This window comes from Paraburkholderia sp., from assembly GCF_024281035.1.
Lineage (GTDB): Bacteria > Pseudomonadota > Gammaproteobacteria > Burkholderiales > Burkholderiaceae > Paraburkholderia.
Genome location: NZ_JAMXLH010000077.1, coordinates 1 through 16,822 on the forward strand (window position 1 = coordinate 1; position 16,822 = coordinate 16,822).

Genomic DNA, 16,822 nt, shown 5'->3' on the forward strand with positions numbered 1-16,822 from the left:
TCTGCGTCGCTGCGTCAGCAGCAGAGAAACGAGATTATGAAGAATCTTTTTCGCTTCGTCAACCCCTTTTTTGCATCGCTGCTCAAAAGCTGCTGACTGCGCGCCGCCCGTTTCTGCGGCGGCCTCCACTGTCCGGACGCCTGTTTCATCACGTCCGTACTGCGAAGGGGGCGAATCTTACCCCTCACCACCGCCCTCGCGCAAGGGGGGCGCGTAGAAAAATTTTCGGTCGCCACCGCCGCCGCAGAGCGGCGGTGTATTCCTCGGACTTACTTGTTCGTGAAGACCGGCTTGCGTTTTTCGATAAACGCCGCCATCCCTTCCTTCTGATCTTCCGTCGCAAAGAGCGCGTGGAACATGCGGCGCTCGAAATGCACGCCTTCGGCAAGCGTCGTCTCGTACGCGCGGTTCACCGCCTCTTTCGCCATCATCACCGCCGCAAGCGAGTAGCCGGAAATAGTAGTGGCCGCTGCAATGGCCTCATCGAGCAGATCGGCGGCAGGAATCACACGCGACACGAGTCCGGCGCGCTCCGCCTCGTTCGCATCCATCATGCGCGCCGTAAGGCACAGATCCATCGCCTTCGCTTTCGATACCGCGCGCGGCAAGCGCTGCGTTCCGCCCGCACCCGGAATCACGCCCAGCTTGATTTCCGGCTGGCCGAACTTCGCCGTATCAGCCGCAAAAATCATGTCGCACATCATCGCCAGCTCGCAGCCGCCGCCCAGCGCAAAACCCGCAACCGCAGCGATGACCGGCTTGCGAATCGAGCGAATCGTCTCCCAGTTGCGCGTGATGTAATCGCCCTTGTAGACGTCCATGAACGTGTAGCTTGCCATCATGCTGATGTCGGCGCCGGCAGCGAACGCCTTTTCGCTGCCCGTGATGACGATCGAGCCAATCTCGTCGTCGGCGTCGAACGACTTCAGCGCAGCACCGAGTTCGTCCATCAGCGCGTCGTTCAGCGCGTTCAGCGCCTTCGGCCGATTAAGCGTGATCAGGCCGACCTTGCCACGCGTCTCAACCAAAATATTCTCGTACCCCATACCCCCTCCTTCCACGAAAGAAAAGTCGTTCGAAAAACTTTTTACGCCAAACTTTGACTGATGCTAACATTTGCCAACCAACCGGTCGGTTAATGAATCGGCGCAGGTTCCATCCAACTTTTCTTCTGCCTGCGCCATGACCAATCCATTGTTCGCCAAGCACGAAGCCGTGCTGCAAAAGGCGGTTGCCGCCATCGAGACCCGCGGCTACTGGACCCCGTTTCCCGAGATGCCCAGCCCGAAAGTGTACGGGGAAACAGCCAGCGCCGATGGTGAAGCCGCGTTCAAAGCGCACCTGAACCGGACCTTCGAACTCGACCAGCCGACGACCGGCGAAACAGTCGGCAGCGAAGCGTCGCCGTTCGGTTTCGCGCTTGGCACACGCTATCCGAAGTCGGCGCCCGACCAGCTCATCGCCGCAGCCGAGGAGGCCCGGCGCGGCTGGCGTGCCGCAGGCCCGCGGGCCTGGGTGGGCGCGAGCCTCGAAATCCTCGAGCGCCTGAACCGTGCAAGCTTCGAAATCGCTTATAGCGTGATGCACACCACCGGCCAGGCCTTCATGATGGCGTTCCAGGCCGGCGGCCCGCACGCCCAGGACCGCGCGCTCGAAGCCATTGCGTACGCCTGGGATCAACTGCGCCGCATCCCGGCCGATACGCACTGGGAAAAGCCGCAGGGCAAGAACCCGCCGCTCGCGATGCACAAGCGCTACGTGGTCGTGCCGCGCGGCACCGGCCTCGTGCTCGGCTGCTGCACGTTTCCGACATGGAACGGCTACCCCGGCCTCTTCGCCGATCTGGCCACGGGCAACACCGTCATCGTCAAGCCGCACCCGGGTGCGATCCTGCCGCTCGCGATCACCGTGCGCATTGCGCGCGATGTGCTGCGCGAAGCGGGCTTCGATCCGAACGTGGTCACGCTGCTTGCCACCGATCCCAACGATGGCGCGCTGGTCCAGGCGCTCGCACTGCGCCCCGAAATCAAATTGATCGACTTCACTGGCAGCACGCAGAACGGCGACTGGCTCGAACAGCACGCGCATCAGGCTCAGGTGTACACGGAGAAGGCCGGTGTTAATCAGATCGTGATCGACTCCGCGGACGACCTGAAGGCCGTCGCACGCAACATCGCCTTCTCGCTCTCGCTCTACTCGGGCCAGATGTGCACGGCGCCGCAGAATATCTATGTTCCTCGCGACGGCATTCGCACGGCCGAAGGTCACGTCGGCTTCGAAGCGGTCGCCCAGGCGATTGCCGGTGCGGTCCAGAAGTTCGTGGCCGATCCGGTCCGCGCCGTCGAGGTGCTCGGCGCGATCCAGAACGAAAGCGTCACCGCGCGTATCGACGAGGCGCGCAAGCTCGGTCCCGTTCTCGCCGACAGCCTGACGCTCGAACATCCCCAATTCGCCAGCGCGCGCGTGCGCACTCCGCTCGTACTGTCGCTCGACGCCGCGCACGACGCTGCATCGTTCACGCGCGAATGGTTCGGCCCGATCTCTTTCGTCATCGCCGCCGATTCGACCGCGCAGTCGCTCGCCCTGGCCGGCTCGATCGCCCGGGATCACGGCGCACTGACACTTTCCGTCTATAGCACCGACGATGCAGTCATAGCAGCCGCACACGAAGCTGCGATCACGGGCGGCGTGGCGCTCTCGATCAACTTGACGGGTGGTGTGTTCGTCAACCAGTCGGCGGCGTTCTCCGACTTCCACGGCACCGGCGCAAACCCCGCCGCGAACGCCGCGCTGGCCGACGCCGCATTCGTGGCGAACCGCTTCCGCGTCATTCAAAGCCGCGTCCATACTGAACCCAAAGCCGCACCGGTTGCAGCCGGCTGAACGGCATATACCGTCCGGGCTAATGGCGCCCGGCTCTCTCATCCCGTCTAATGAAGGGCATGAGCGCACTCACGCGCACCTGCCCGAGGTAGTCAAGATGACCGAAGCCTATGCCTGCGACGCGATTCGCACCCCATTCGGCCGCTACCGCGGCGCATTGAAAGACCTTCGCGCGGACGACCTCGGCGCCGCGCCGACCCACGCGCCCGGCATCGCAACAGCCGGCGGCGCAATCGCGCACGGTCATCCGCCCGGCGCATCGGACGCACGGCTCGTGACGACCGCGCTTCATCAGTTCGAGCGCACACAAGGACATTACGCGCGGTGCACGATGTGTATCGGCGTCGGCCAAGGGACCGCTCTCGCCATCGAACGCCTTTGACACGCACACCTGTGACACGAACCTGCAGCACCGACCCGCCGCCAGGTGCAACGCATGGCGGCCTCTGGAGAAAAGGAGAAACCCGATGCCCTACGATGCGATCCGCGTCGAGACCGACGCCGCCACGCGCGTCGCGACGATCAAGCTAAACCGTCCGGACAAGCTCAACAGCTTCACGCGCGCCATGCATCGCGAACTCGCGGCGGCGCTCGACGAAGTCGTCGCCACTGGCGCACGTGCGCTGGTGCTGACCGGCGCAGGACGCGGCTTCTGCGCAGGCCAGGATCTCGCCGACCTCGACTTCACGCCCGGCGCGATGACCGACCTCGGCGCGTTGATCGACGAGCATTTCAATCCACTGATCAGACGTTTGCAGGCGTTGCCGATGCCCGTCATCGCCGCCGTCAACGGCACCGCGGCCGGCGCGGGCGCAAATCTCGCCCTGGCCTGTGACATCGTGCTCGCCGCGCGCTCGGCGAGCTTCATTCAGGCATTCGTCAAAATCGGCCTCGTGCCCGATTCGGGTGGAACGTGGTTCCTTCCGAAGCGCGTCGGCATGGCGCGCGCACTCGGTCTCGCGATGACGGGCGAGCGCCTGTCCGCCGAGAAAGCGGAAAGCTGGGGCCTCGTATGGCAAGTGACCGACGACGCCGAACTCGCGCCATCCGCCGCCGCGCTCGCCGCGCAGCTCGCGAAGCAGCCGACGCGCGCCATCGTCGCCACGCGCGAAGCGATGCGCGCCTCGGCCTCGCAGACGCTCGACCAGCAACTCGATCTCGAACGCGACCTCCAGCGTGAACTCGGTGCCTCGTACGACTACGCCGAAGGAGTTCGGGCGTTCATCGAAAAGCGCGCACCGCGCTTCGAGGGCCGCTGACATGTCCTCGCCGCAGTCCAAACCACTGGCCACGCCACACACCTTGCCTGCCGCCATGACGCCCGATGAACTCGCACGTGCCACCGCGCAAGCCATGTACGACGCAGACACCTGCTCGCGCGCGCTCGGCATCGAACTGCTGGAAGTCCGCGCAGGCTACGCGCGCCTTTCCATGACCGTGCGGCCCGAGTTCCTGAACGGCCATCAGATTTGCCATGGCGGCCTGATTTTCACGCTCGCCGATTCGGCGTTCGCGTTCGCCTGCAATTCGTACAACATCAACACTGTCGCAGCCGGCTGCTCGATCGAGTTCCTCCGCCCGGTCCAGCCTAGCGACGTACTGACGGCCGAAGCCGTCGAGCAGATCCTCTCGGGACGCAACGGCGTCTACGACATCAGCGTGACGAACCGGGCGGGCGAGATTGTTGCGCTCTTCAGAGGCAAGTCCGCGCAGATTCGCGGCAACGTCATTCCGGTAGCCGAGTAAGCCGCGTTTTCTCACCCGGTTTTGCATTCACCCAACCGACGCACCCAGCCACTTCACCCAGCGGCGCACCGAAGGCTCAGGAGATACCGATGACACAGACGCTGCCGCTCGAAGCAATCGAAACGGCCGGCCGCGACGAACTCGCGACGCTTCAGCTCGAACGGCTGAAATGGTCGCTGAATCACGCGTACGAGAATTCGCCGGTCTATCGCCGAAAATTCGATGAAGCGGGCGCGCATCCATCGCAGTTGCAGTCGCTCGCCGATCTCGCGCGCTTTCCGTTCACAACCAAGCAGGATCTGCGCGACAGCTATCCGTTCGGGATGTTCGCCGTCCCGCAGGAGCGGATCTCGCGCATCCACGCGTCCTCGGGCACGACCGGCAAACCCACCGTGGTCGGCTACACCGCGCGCGACATCGACACCTGGGCCAACCTCGTCGCACGCTCGGTGCGCGCGGCAGGTGCGCGGCCCGGCGACAAGGTCCACGTGAGCTACGGCTACGGCCTTTTCACCGGCGGCCTCGGCGCGCACTACGGCGCCGAGCGCGCCGGACTCACCGTCATCCCGTTCGGCGGCGGCCAGACCGAGAAACAGGTTCAGCTGATCCAGGACTTCCGTCCCGACATCATCATGGTGACGCCGAGCTACATGCTCGCCATCGCCGACGAAATGGCGCGCCAGGGCATGGATCCGGCGAGTTGTTCGCTGCGCCTCGGCATCTTCGGCGCCGAGCCGTGGACGAACGAGATGCGTGCCGTCATCGAGAAACGCGTCGGCATCACCGCACTCGACATCTACGGCTTATCGGAAGTCATGGGCCCGGGCGTCGCGGCAGAGTGCGCCGAAACGCGCGACGGTCCGACGATCTGGGAAGACCACTTCTACCCCGAGATCGTCGATCCGGAAACGGGCGAAGTCCTGCCCGACGGCGAATTCGGCGAGCTGGTGTTTACGTCTCTCACGAAGGAGGCGCTACCCGTCATCCGTTACCGCACGCGCGACCTCACGCGTCTATTGCCGGGCACGGCGCGCACCATGCGCCGCATGGAGAAGGTCACGGGCCGCTCGGACGACATGCTGATCATCCGCGGCGTGAACCTGTTCCCCACGCAGATCGAAGAGCTGCTGCTCCGGCAGCACACCCTCGCGCCCTACTATCAGATCGTCCTCACGAAGGACGGGCCGCTCGACGTGATGACACTCAACGTGGAACCGTCCCCCGAGAGCGCACCCGATGGCGCGGCGCTCGAAATCGCGCGCAAGGCGCTCGCGCACGACATCAAGGCGTTGATCGGCGTGACGGCAATCGTCGACGTGCTGGAGGTCAACGGCATCGAGCGGTCGGTCGGCAAGGCGCGCCGCGTCATCGACAAGCGCCCGAAGTAGGCCCCGAAGCAAGCCCCGAGGGAAGCCCTTTAGACGCTTCAAGCCGTTCTTCGAGGCCGCATCCAACGAAAAAAGCCGGCATACGCCGGCTCCCCGTTGCATCCGATTGCGACACGCTCAGGAATTCGGGAACAGCAGCCACATGCGGCCGCCCTGCTTCATCTTGCCGGCCAGATCGCCGGCATCGTCGCCGAGGCCCCAGAAGTAGTCGGCTCGCACGCCGCCCTTGATCGCCGTACCCGTGTCCTGTGCGAACACGAGGCGGTTAAGTGGCGTATTCGTGAGCGGTCGCGTGGTCTGCAGAAAGACCGGCGTGCCGAGCGGAATCGCCGACGGATCCACCGCGATGGATCGCTCCGGCGTGAGCGGTACGCCGAGTGCACCGATCGGACCATCGGCGCCGCCTTGTGGCGCGCTCTCCGCGCCCGGCATTTCGCGGAAAAAGACGAAACGCGGATTCGTATCGAGCAGCGCGTCGACACGCGACGGATTCGCGCGCGCCCAGGCCTTGATGCCCTGCATCGTCGCCTGCGCGGGCGTGAGTTCGCCGCGATCGAGCAGCCACTTGCCGATCGAACGGTACGGCTGGTTGTTGGTTCCGCCGAAACCGACGCGCATCACGCTGCCGTCCTCCATCAGAATCCGGCCCGAGCCCTGCACCTGCAGGAAGAACGCTTCGATCGGATCGTCGACCCAGACAAGCTCGTTGCCGTTGAGCACGCCCGAGCGCTCGAGCTGTGCGCGCGGCGGCAATGCGGCGCCCGCGCGATAGCCGGAAGGCCAGCGATAAAGCGCCGTCTGATAAACGCCGCGACGTACGCGCGAGCCGTGCAACAACGGCTCGTAATAGCCAGTGACCAGGCCGTCGAGCGTACCGTCGCTGTTGGCGAACTGGAACGGCGTGAAATAGGTTTCGAAGAATGTGCGCGCACTCGCTGCGTCGAGATCGTCGAGTTCGGAGGCCGCCGCGCACGCGCGCAGCCAGCGCGGATCGCGCGCGAGGCGCGTGCAGTTCGCCCGCAACGCGGCGGCTGCGCCGATCAGCGAATCATCCTGCCAGCCCGGCACCTGCTGCCAGGCAACCGGCGTGAGGCGCTCAGTGGCAATCTGGGGAGGCACGGCGGCTGCACCGCTCGGCGGCGAAGTCCGCACGTAGCCCGGGCCGCCGCAAGAGGCGAGCAACACGGCAAGCGCCGCCCCGCCGATCCACGCGCCGAGGCGCGCAAAACCCGCGAAACCCGCGAAACCTGCAAAACCCCGCTGCGGGCCGGCGTGCCGCCGGGGCACATCCGCCACATCCGCCACATCCGCCACATCCATCACATCCATCACATCCATCACATCCATCACATCCGCCACATCCGCCACATCCGTCACGTTCGTCACGTCAGGCGCATCATGTCCTGCACCGAATCCGGGCGTCAGCCCGCGATTACGCGTCAATGCGAGCGCCCAGGCGCTCATCGAAGCTCGCATACAATGTCTGCTCTTACTGGATGCCGCCATGTCTGATCTGCTCGACGAATATCCGATGCTCATGTTTGGCCTGGAAGCATTGCTCGCGCTTTTCCTGCTGGTTTTCATCGTTGTGTGGACTGCATCAGGCAGGAAGAAGCGCTCCGCGCACGACCGGCGTCAGGACTAGGAGACGGTCCACGCGCGCGCGGGTTCAATGCAGCGTGCGCGGCATGCGCAGGACGAACTCGGCAACGGGCGCCTCGAAGCGCTCGCCATCCTCGGCGACGCAAAAGTACTCGCCGCCCATCGTGCCGACGGGCGTGGCAATCACGGCCCAGCTCGTGTATTCGAACTGCTCGCCGGGCTTGAGCAGCGGCTGGTGCCCGACCACGCCGAGCCCCTTCACTTCCTGCACATGGTTTTCGCTGTCGGTGATGATCCAGTGGCGCGCGATCAACTGCGCGCTCACCTGGCCGGTGTTGCGAATGGTCAGCGTGTAGGCGAACGCGTACTGCCGGCGTTCCGGGTCCGATTCGTCGGGCAGGTAGCGTACCTGCGAGGTCACGCTGAATTGATACTGGCTCATCCTGATTCCGCTCGGTAACGCGGGACCACGCCTGAGGCGAAGTCCCGCCAGCCCCGCGCACCCAGGCGGCGCGGGCGTCTCCCGCATCGGGCTCTGGTTTCGCATTCTGCTTCATGCTGCGGGCAGCCGCAACCGTGCATACAAACGTGTACACAGCGGTGCACACAGCGCGCCCCGCTGCGGCGCGTGCCGCGGCGCACCTGGGCGGCGTTGCGCAGCGGCGCCGGCCACGCACGCATGTAACGGTAAAATAACGCTTTTCTGTCCGCCTCCGATTTCGCCATGACGCAATTCCACATCGCCCCCAGCATCCTGTCCGCCGACTTCTCGCGTCTTGGCGAGGAGGTCCGCAACGTCGTCGCAGCGGGCGCCGACTGGATCCACTTCGACGTGATGGACAACCATTACGTGCCGAACCTCACCATTGGCCCGCTCGTGTGCGAGGCGATCCGCCCGCATGTCGACGTGCCGATCGACGTCCATCTGATGGTGCGCCCTGTCGACCGCATCGTGCCCGATTTCGCGAAGGCCGGCGCCAACCTGATCAGCTTCCATCCCGAAGGCTCGGATCACGTCGACCGCACGCTCTCGCTGATCCGCGACCACGGCTGCAAGGCGGGTCTCGTGTTCAACCCGGCCACGCCGCTCAACTACATCGATCACGTGATGGACAAGCTCGACCTTGTACTGATCATGTCGGTGAACCCGGGCTTCGGCGGCCAGTCGTTCATTCCGGAAGCGCTCAACAAGCTGCGCGAGGCGCGCGCGAAGATCGACGCCTACACGGCACGCACCGGCCGCACGATCCATCTGCAGGTCGACGGCGGCGTGAAGGTCGACAACATCGCCGAAATCGCGGCGGCGGGCGCGGACGCCTTCGTAGCGGGCTCGGCGATCTTCGGCAAGCCGGACTACAAGGCCGTGATCGACCAGATGCGCGCGCAGCTCGCCACGGTCGGCGCCGCGCAATGACCTCGCCGACGAGCATGCCGAAAAGCGCACCGACAACCACGCCGATAAGCACGCCGATCGCGTTCGCCGCGCCGCGTATCGAGGTGGCGCTGATCGACCTCGACGGCACGATGGTCGACACCGCCGACGACTTCGCGGCGGGCCTGAACGGCATGCTTGCCCAGATCGACGCCGAGGAGACGACGCGCGAGGAAGTGATGGGCTTTGTGGGCAAGGGCTCGGAGCATCTGATCCGCAGCGTGCTCGCGCAGCGCCTCCCCGCCGACGACGCCCAGTCGCGCTTCGAGGAAGCCCTCGCGCTCTACCAGGACGAGTACGCGAAGATCAACGGGCAGCACACGCGCCTGTATCCGGACGTCGTTGCGGGCCTCGCCGCGCTGCGCGACGCGGGCGTGAGGCTCGTGTGCGTGACGAACAAGCCGCATCGCTTCGCCGTCGAACTGCTGGAGCAATACGGCCTCTCGCAGTATTTCGAAGCCGTGCTCGGCGGCGACAGCACGCCGAAGAAAAAGCCCGACCCGCTGCCGATGCTCACGGCCTGCGCGCAGCTCGGCGTGGCGCCGCAGGCGGCCGTGGCGATCGGCGATTCGGAGAACGACGCGATCGCGGGCCGCGCGGCGGGCATGGCGACGCTTACGGTGCCCTACGGCTACAACCACGGCCAGCCTGTACAAAAAATAAAATCGGATGGTATAGTTGCCACGCTGCTCGACGCCGCCAAGGCAGTCGCAGCACACAATCTTCTGACCTAAGTGATCAACTGACCGTCACCATTCCTCATGTTTCTCAATAAAAAACGGAGTCTGGGCAGCATCGACCGGGGAGCCTGGCCCTGGCGTCGCTGGTCGCGCTAACCTCTGCCGAGGTTCGCTGAAGCACCGTGTCGTTTCGTCTTCAGCACCGTTTTTTATTTCGCTGCGCTTTCGCGCATATCTCGTTTTCAGACTGTTGCGGTAACTCACCTGCGGGCTCACGGGCCGCTGGCGTTGGTCGTGCTTGCGTGTCGCATCGCTTTATCCGGCGAGGTGTACAGCGCAACGCGGCGACGCCGCGCCTGTCCTGGACGTCGAGTAACATCCGCACATCGGCGTCTTCGCATTCGGGCGCCGGGATCGAGAGCGAGCGCAGCGCCCAAAAGCGGCCCCTCGGCAACCCCAAACGCAGCACCAAGGCACTCGAACCAGTCGCCATCGCGCTCGTCCGCCGCGCCCTTCAGCGCCGCGACCGGCCGCACGAACAGGAAGGATCGGAACATGACCGAACTCGAATTCCAGTCCCTCGCCAACGAGGGTTACAACCGCATCCCGTTGATCGCCGAAGCGCTCGCCGATCTCGAAACACCGCTCTCGCTCTATCTGAAGCTCGCCCAGCCCGAACGCGCAGGCGCGAACTCGTTCCTGCTCGAATCGGTGGTGGGCGGCGAGCGGTTCGGCCGCTATTCGTTCATCGGCCTGCCCGCGCGCGCGTTGATCCGCGCGCGCAACGGCGTCTCCGAGGTCGTGCGCGACGATCAGGTAATCGAAACGCACGAAGGCGATCCGCTCGAATTCATCGCGCAATTCCAGGCGCGCTTCAAGGTCGCGCAGCGCCCCGGCCTGCCGCGTTTTTGCGGCGGCCTCGCGGGCTACTTCGGTTACGACGCGGTGCGCTACATAGAGAAAAAGCTCGCCGATACCGCGCCGCCCGATGATCTCGGCCTGCCCGACATCCAGCTGCTTCTCACCGAGGAAGTCGCCGTGATCGACAACCTCGCGGGCAAGCTCTATCTGATCGTCTACGCCGATCCGCAAACGCCCGAGGCCTACACGAAAGCGAAGCAGCGCCTGCGCGAACTGAAGCAGCGCCTGCGCACGACGGTGCAGCCGCCGGTCACGTCGTCGAGCGTGCGCACCGAGATCTTCCGCGAGTTCGCGAAGGACGATTACCTCGCCGCCGTGCGCCGCGCAAAGGAATACATCGCCGCGGGCGAACTGATGCAGGTGCAGGTCGGCCAGCGCCTCACGAAGCCGTATCGCGACAATCCGCTGTCGCTCTATCGCGCGCTGCGCTCGCTCAATCCGTCGCCGTACATGTATTACTACAACTTCGGCGATTTCCACGTCGTGGGGGCCTCGCCGGAAATTCTCGTGCGCCAGGAACAGCGCGGCGAAGACCGCATCGTGACGATCCGTCCGCTCGCGGGCACCCGGCCGCGCGGCAACACGCCCGAGCGCGACGCCGAACTCGCGACCGAACTGCTGAACGATCCGAAGGAAGTCGCCGAGCACGTCATGCTGATCGACCTCGCGCGCAACGACGTGGGCCGCATCGCGCAGATCGGCTCGGTCGCCGTGACCGACAAGATGGTCATCGAAAAGTACTCGCACGTTCAGCACATCGTGAGTTCGGTCGAAGGCACGGTCAAGCCCGGCATGAACAACTTCGACGTGCTGCGCGCGACGTTCCCGGCCGGCACGCTCTCAGGCGCGCCGAAGGTGCGCGCGATGGAGTTGATCGACGAACTCGAACCCGTGAAGCGCGGCCTCTACGGCGGCGCGGTCGGCTATCTGTCGTTCAACGGCGAGATGGATCTGGCGATTGCGATCCGCACCGGCCTCATCCACAACGGCAATCTGTATGTGCAGGCCGCCGCGGGCATCGTCGCGGATTCGGTGCCCGAGTCCGAATGGCAGGAAACCGAAAACAAGGCGCGCGCCGTGCTGCGCGCCGCCGAGCAGGTGCAGGACGGCCTCGACAGCGACTTCTGAGCGGAGATAGACCATGTTGCTCATGATCGACAACTACGATTCGTTTACCTACAACATCGTCCAGTACTTCGGCGAACTCGGCGAAGACGTCCACACGTATCGCAACGACGAAATCACCCTCGACGACATCGCCCGCCTGAATCCCGAGCGCATCTGTCTGTCGCCGGGCCCGAGCAACCCGCAGCATGCGGGCATCACGCTCGGCGTGCTGCGCGAATTCTCCGGCCGGATTCCGATTCTCGGCGTGTGCCTCGGCCATCAGGCCATCGGCGAGGCGTTCGGCGGACGCGTCGTGCGCGCGAAGACCATCATGCACGGCAAGGTGAGCCAGATCGAAACCGACTGCAAAGGCGTATTCGCCGATCTGCCGAAGCACTTCAGCGTGACGCGCTATCACTCGCTCGCCATCGAACGCGAGTCGCTGCCCGACTGCCTCGAAATTTCCGCGTGGACCGAGGACGGCGAGATCATGGGCGTGCGCCATCGCGAGCTGGCCGTCGAAGGCGTGCAGTTCCATCCTGAATCGATCCTCTCGGAACACGGCCACGCGCTCCTCGAGAATTTCCTCAAGCAATCGAAGCGCGCTGGAGCCGTACGCGATGCCTAAGCACGGAGACGACACCATGATTACCCCGCAGGAAGCGCTGCAGCGTACGATCGAGCACCGCGAGATCTTCCACGACGAGATGCTGCATCTCATGCGTCTCATCATGCGCGGCGAGCTTTCGCCGGTGCTCTCGGCCGCCATCATCACGGGCTTGCGCGTGAAGAAGGAAACCATCGGCGAGATCGCGGCCGCCGCCACCGTGATGCGCGAGTTCGCGAACCACGTCGAGGTGAAGGACAACTCGAACTTCGTCGACATCGTCGGCACGGGCGGCGACGGCTCGCAGACGTTCAACATCTCGACAGCGGCGATGTTCGTCGTCGCGGGCGCGGGTGCGAAAGTCGCCAAGCACGGCAACCGCGGTGTATCGAGCAAATCGGGCAGCGCGGACGTGCTCGAAGCGCTCGGCGTGAACATCGACCTGCAGCCCGACCAGGTGGCCGCCTCGATTGCCGAAACGGGCATGGGCTTCATGTTCGCACCGAACCATCATCCGGCGATGAAGAACATCGCCGCCGTGCGCCGCGAACTCGGCGTGCGCACGATCTTCAACATCCTCGGCCCGCTCACGAATCCCGCCGGCGCGCCCAATCAGCTGATGGGCGTGTTCCACCAGGATCTGGTCGGCATCCAGGTGCGCGTGATGCAGCGCCTCGGCGCGAAACACGTGCTCGTCGTGTACGGCAAGGACGGCATGGACGAGGTCTCGCTCGGCGCGTCGACGCTCGTCGGCGAACTGAAGGACGGCGCCGTGCACGAGTACGAAATCCATCCCGAGGACTTCGGCCTGCAGATGGTGTCGAACCGTACGCTGAAGGTGGAAAACGCCGACGAATCGAAGACGCTGCTGCTCGGCGCGCTGTCGAACGAGCCGGGCGTCGCGCGCGAAATCGTGGCGCTGAACGCGGGCACGGCGCTCTATTCGGCGGACGTGACGGCATCGATCGCCGACGGCATCCAGCTCGCGCGCGAGACCATCGCAAGCGGGCGCGCCCGCGCCAAGGTCGACGAACTGGTACGCTTCACGCGACAGTTCAAACGCTGAATTCACACGCCGATACCGGGACGAATGACGGACACACCATGAGCGACATCCTCGAAAAGATCATCGCGGTCAAGCGCGAAGAAGTGCGCGCCGCCGAAGTGAGCGCGCCGCTCGAAGCCCTGCGCCTCGAAGCGTCGGCGCGCGATCTGCGCGATTTCGTCGGCGCGCTGCGCGCGAAGCACGCGAACGGCGAGGCGGCCGTGATCGCCGAAGTGAAGAAGGCGAGCCCGTCGAAGGGCGTGCTGCGCGAGCACTTCGTTCCCGCCGACATCGCGCGCTCCTACGCGCAACACGGCGCGGCGTGCCTCTCCGTGCTCACCGACGTGCAGTTCTTCCAGGGCAGCGCCGCGTATCTCGAAGCGGCGCGCGCCGCGTGCACGCTTCCGGTGCTGCGCAAGGACTTCATCGTCGACGCGTATCAGATCCTCGAAGCGCGCGCGATGGGCGCGGACGCGATCCTGCTGATCGCCGCCGCGCTCGATCCGGGCCAGATGCGCGAGCTCGAAGCGTACGCCCATTCGCTCGGGCTCGCGGTGCTCGTCGAAGTGCACAACCGCGACGAACTCGACCACGCGCTCACGCTGAAGACGCCGCTCATCGGCATCAACAACCGCAATCTGCGCACCTTCGAAACGACGCTGCAAACGACGATCGACATGCTCGAAGACGTCCCGGACGACCGCATCGTCGTGACCGAGTCGGGCATTCTTTCGCGCGCCGATGTCGAGAAGATGCGCGCGCTGAACGTGCATACGTTCCTGGTCGGCGAGGCGTTCATGCGCGCGGAGCAGCCGGGCGTCGAACTCGCCCGCATGTTCTTCTGAGGACGGAATCCGGACATGGCCATCGAGCGGGAAATCAAGCTCGCGCTGCCGCGCGACGCGGTGGACGCGGCGCTCAGGCTCTTCGCCTCGCGCGCGGGCACGGCGGGCCGCGCCGTGCGGCTGGAGAACATCTATTTCGACACGCCGGCGCTGACGCTCGCGCGCGCGAAAAGCGCGCTGCGGCTGCGGCGCACGCCGGATGGCTGGCTGCAGACGTTCAAGACGGCCGGCGTCGCGCAAAACGGCCTGCACGCGCGGCACGAGTGGGAAATGCCGGTGGCGGGCGAGGCGCTCGAAACCGCGCGGCTCCTGCGCGAGTGCGACGATGCGGGCGTCGCGGACGTTGCAACGGCGCTGGCCGAGGCGGCTTCGGAATTGATCGCCCTCTTTCGCACCGATTTCACGCGCACGCTGTGGATGCTCGCAGTCGATGACGCGCAAATCGAGGCGGCCGTCGACCAGGGCGAAATCACAGCGGACGTGAATGGCGAAACACGCCGCACGCCAATCTGCGAAATCGAACTGGAACTGAAGGCCGGCGACGAAGCCGCGTTGCACAAGCTCGCCGCGCAACTGACCGCCGAACTGCCCGGGCTCGCGCCCGAGAACATCAGCAAGGCGCAACGCGGATATCGGCTACGCGAAAATTGAGCGCGGTGCGTGGGGCGATTCACATTTGCGCCGCCGCCGTGCGCCGCCCCCGCATTGCCCCCTTTTTTCGCTGCATTGAATCACCGCGCGTTTGCTGCGACACTTGCCGCCCATGACTTCCACGAAACGCTCCCGCGCGGCGGCTCCGGTGCAGGCCTCGCTCTTCGACGATCTCGTCACCGAACCATCGCAGTCCGCACACGACGACATGCAGGCGCACGAGGTCGATCCGCGTCAGATCTCGCTGTTCTCGCTATTCGACGACGACCGGCCGATGCCCGTCCCCGCCGCCGCGGCTAAATCAACGAAAACAAGGCAAACGCCGCATACGCCGCAAACGACGAAACCCCGGACCATGCCGACTTCTCCCGCAGCACCCGCGCCCGCAGAGCGCCTGGAAGACCAGTTCGACGCCCTGCCCGCCGCGTGGCGCGATCTGCTGCAGCCGTTTCTCGCAAGCGACGCCTGCGCGCCGCTTTGCCGTTTCGTCGATGAAGAACGCGCCGCGGGCAAGACCGTCTATCCCGCCGACGTGTTTCGCGCGCTGCGCCTCACCTCGCCCGACGACGTAAAAGTCGTGATCCTCGGCCAGGACCCCTATCACGGCGAGGATCGCGGCACGCCGCAGGCGCACGGGCTCGCGTTTTCGGTGCCGCCCGGCGTGCGGCCGCCGCCGTCGCTGCGCAATATTTTCAAGGAGATCGCGGCGAGCCTCGGGATCGTTGCGCCGGAGCACGGCTGCCTCGACGCGTGGGCGCGCCAGGGCGTGCTGCTGCTCAACACGGTGCTGACCGTCGAGCGCGCGAATGCCGCGAGCCACGCGAAGCGCGGCTGGGAGCGCTGCACCGACACGCTGATCCACGAACTCGCCACGCGCCACGAACATCTCGTGTTCATGCTGTGGGGCGCGCACGCGCAGGCCAAGCGCGCGCTCGTCGAAGGCCGGGCGCATTGCGTGCTGGAGGCGCCGCATCCGTCACCGCTTTCCGCGCATCGCGGTTTTCTCGGCTGCGGGCATTTCGCGCAGGCCAACGCGTACCTCGAAGCGCAGGGCCGCACGCCGATCGACTGGCGCCTGCCCGACAAGGCCGAAGTGCTCGCTTGAGCCCGCGCGCGCAGCGCCTTGCCGAAGCGCGCCCGTAAAAGAAAACGCCACGAAAACTGCATTCGTGGCGTTTTTTTGCTTTGAGGCACGCGCGTCGCGAGGACGGCGCGCCTGACCCGGCAGGATTTACGCGGCGGCAATCGCCTCGCGTGCGCTCGCGAGCGCTGCACTCGCGGCTTCCTGGCCCAGGTTCAGGCCTTCGGCGTAGATGAAGTTCACGTCGGTCATCCCGAGGAAGCCGAGGAACGTCTTCAGGTACGGCGTCTGGGTGTCGTTCGGCGTGCCTTGATACTTGCCGCCGCGCGCCGAGACCACGTACACCTTCTTGCCCTTAACGAGGCCTTCCGGGCCGTTCGCGGTATAGCGGAACGTGACGCCCGCACGTGCGATCCAGTCGAAGTAGGTCTTGAGCTGCGACGAGATGCCGAAGTTGTACAGCGGCGCGCCGATCACGATAACGTCCGCGGCCTGCAGTTCCGCAATCAGCGTTTCGCTGCGTGCGGCAATGGCCTGCTGCTCGGGCGTGCGCTGCTCGGCCGGCGTGAAGAACGCGCCGAGGATGGCGTCGTCCAGGTGCGGCAGCGGCTCGGCTTGCAGGTTGCGCGAGACGACTTTCGAACCGGGGTTCGATTGTTGCAGACGGGTCGTCAGTTCGTTGACGAGCAGCGTCGACTGCGCGCCTTGCGAGCGGGCGGCGGAATTGATCTGCAGGATCGTGGTCATGGTGGCTCCTTCGGGTATCAGTTGCGCAAGGTTGCGCGAGTGGAGCCATTGTGTTGATTCGCCGCACGCCGAAAAAGTAGTCCGGCG

At 65.3% G+C, this 16,822-nt stretch carries 17 protein-coding genes and 1 pseudogene; 14 read left to right on the top strand and 4 right to left on the bottom strand.

Annotated features, from left to right (window positions below; translation table 11 throughout):
* Positions 1–269 precede the first annotated feature (269 nt).
* Positions 270–1,046 carry an enoyl-CoA hydratase gene (locus Q0L30_RS24485; protein ID WP_296663116.1) on the bottom strand — a complete coding sequence of 259 codons (777 nt, stop codon included), beginning with the start codon at positions 1,044–1,046 and terminating at the stop codon, positions 270–272.
* Positions 1,047–1,182: 136 nt separating this feature from the next.
* On the opposite strand from Q0L30_RS24485, the gene paaN reads away from it, so the two are divergent.
* From paaN to paaK, 5 genes and pseudogenes are all read left to right on the top strand, one after another.
* Complete coding sequence (gene paaN, locus Q0L30_RS24490; RefSeq protein WP_296663117.1) at positions 1,183–2,883, top strand: phenylacetic acid degradation protein PaaN; 1,701 nt, start codon at positions 1,183–1,185, stop codon at positions 2,881–2,883.
* A gap of 223 nt (positions 2,884–3,106) precedes the next feature.
* Positions 3,107–3,265 (top strand): annotated as a pseudogene (locus Q0L30_RS24495) (3-oxoadipyl-CoA thiolase); the annotation flags it as partial.
* A gap of 85 nt (positions 3,266–3,350) precedes the next feature.
* The gene (paaG, locus tag Q0L30_RS24500) at positions 3,351–4,142 is read left to right on the top strand and encodes a 2-(1,2-epoxy-1,2-dihydrophenyl)acetyl-CoA isomerase PaaG (protein WP_296663119.1); all 792 of its coding nucleotides are present in this window, start codon (positions 3,351–3,353) and stop codon (positions 4,140–4,142) included.
* Between the two features lies 1 nt (position 4,143).
* Positions 4,144–4,629 (top strand): hydroxyphenylacetyl-CoA thioesterase PaaI, encoded by a 486-nt coding sequence (gene paaI, locus Q0L30_RS24505; protein WP_296663121.1) that lies wholly within the window; start codon positions 4,144–4,146, stop codon positions 4,627–4,629.
* 89 nt (positions 4,630–4,718) lie between these two features.
* Entirely contained in the window at positions 4,719–6,017 is a 1,299-nt protein-coding gene (paaK, locus tag Q0L30_RS24510; RefSeq protein WP_296663124.1) for a phenylacetate--CoA ligase PaaK, read from the top strand.
* A 117-nt stretch (positions 6,018–6,134) separates the two neighbouring features.
* Here paaK and Q0L30_RS24515 read toward each other — a convergent pair whose 3' ends face one another.
* Positions 6,135–7,493, bottom strand: coding sequence for an MltA domain-containing protein (locus tag Q0L30_RS24515; protein WP_296663126.1), 1,359 nt, complete (start codon positions 7,491–7,493; stop codon positions 6,135–6,137).
* A 28-nt stretch (positions 7,494–7,521) separates the two neighbouring features.
* Between Q0L30_RS24515 and Q0L30_RS24520 the strand changes: the two genes are divergently transcribed.
* Positions 7,522–7,662, top strand: a complete 141-nt coding sequence (locus Q0L30_RS24520; RefSeq protein WP_296663128.1) for a hypothetical protein — start codon at positions 7,522–7,524, stop codon at positions 7,660–7,662.
* Positions 7,663–7,686: 24 nt separating this feature from the next.
* Here Q0L30_RS24520 and apaG read toward each other — a convergent pair whose 3' ends face one another.
* On the bottom strand, positions 7,687–8,061 hold the full coding sequence (apaG, locus tag Q0L30_RS24525) for a Co2+/Mg2+ efflux protein ApaG (protein ID WP_296663130.1): 375 nt from the start codon (positions 8,059–8,061) through the stop codon (positions 7,687–7,689).
* Positions 8,062–8,343: 282 nt separating this feature from the next.
* On the opposite strand from apaG, the gene rpe reads away from it, so the two are divergent.
* The 8 genes from rpe (at position 8,344) to Q0L30_RS24565 (ending at position 16,012) form a co-directional block, all read left to right on the top strand.
* Positions 8,344–9,033, top strand: coding sequence for a ribulose-phosphate 3-epimerase (rpe, locus tag Q0L30_RS24530; RefSeq protein WP_296663133.1), 690 nt, complete (start codon positions 8,344–8,346; stop codon positions 9,031–9,033).
* Between the two features lie 14 nt (positions 9,034–9,047).
* On the top strand, positions 9,048–9,785 hold the full coding sequence (locus tag Q0L30_RS24535; RefSeq protein ID WP_296663208.1) for a phosphoglycolate phosphatase: 738 nt from the start codon (positions 9,048–9,050) through the stop codon (positions 9,783–9,785).
* 501 nt (positions 9,786–10,286) lie between these two features.
* Positions 10,287–11,780: an anthranilate synthase component I gene (gene trpE / locus Q0L30_RS24540; RefSeq protein WP_296663136.1), complete on the top strand. Its 1,494-nt coding sequence runs from the start codon at positions 10,287–10,289 to the stop codon at positions 11,778–11,780.
* A gap of 13 nt (positions 11,781–11,793) precedes the next feature.
* Positions 11,794–12,387, top strand: a complete 594-nt coding sequence (locus Q0L30_RS24545) for an aminodeoxychorismate/anthranilate synthase component II (protein WP_296663139.1) — start codon at positions 11,794–11,796, stop codon at positions 12,385–12,387.
* Between the two features lie 16 nt (positions 12,388–12,403).
* Entirely contained in the window at positions 12,404–13,432 is a 1,029-nt protein-coding gene (trpD, locus tag Q0L30_RS24550; RefSeq protein WP_296663142.1) for an anthranilate phosphoribosyltransferase, read from the top strand.
* A gap of 38 nt (positions 13,433–13,470) precedes the next feature.
* Positions 13,471–14,256 carry an indole-3-glycerol phosphate synthase TrpC gene (gene trpC, locus Q0L30_RS24555; protein ID WP_296663145.1) on the top strand — a complete coding sequence of 262 codons (786 nt, stop codon included), beginning with the start codon at positions 13,471–13,473 and terminating at the stop codon, positions 14,254–14,256.
* Positions 14,257–14,271: 15 nt separating this feature from the next.
* A complete protein-coding gene (locus tag Q0L30_RS24560; protein WP_296663147.1) occupies positions 14,272–14,907 on the top strand; it encodes a CYTH domain-containing protein in 636 nt (211 codons plus the stop codon).
* 112 nt (positions 14,908–15,019) lie between these two features.
* Entirely contained in the window at positions 15,020–16,012 is a 993-nt protein-coding gene (locus Q0L30_RS24565) for a uracil-DNA glycosylase (RefSeq protein ID WP_296663149.1), read from the top strand.
* A gap of 126 nt (positions 16,013–16,138) precedes the next feature.
* Here the strand turns inward: Q0L30_RS24565 and Q0L30_RS24570 are convergent, their stop codons facing one another.
* Positions 16,139–16,735: an NAD(P)H-dependent oxidoreductase gene (locus tag Q0L30_RS24570; RefSeq protein ID WP_296663152.1), complete on the bottom strand. Its 597-nt coding sequence runs from the start codon at positions 16,733–16,735 to the stop codon at positions 16,139–16,141.
* Between the last annotated feature and the right edge of the window lie 87 nt (positions 16,736–16,822).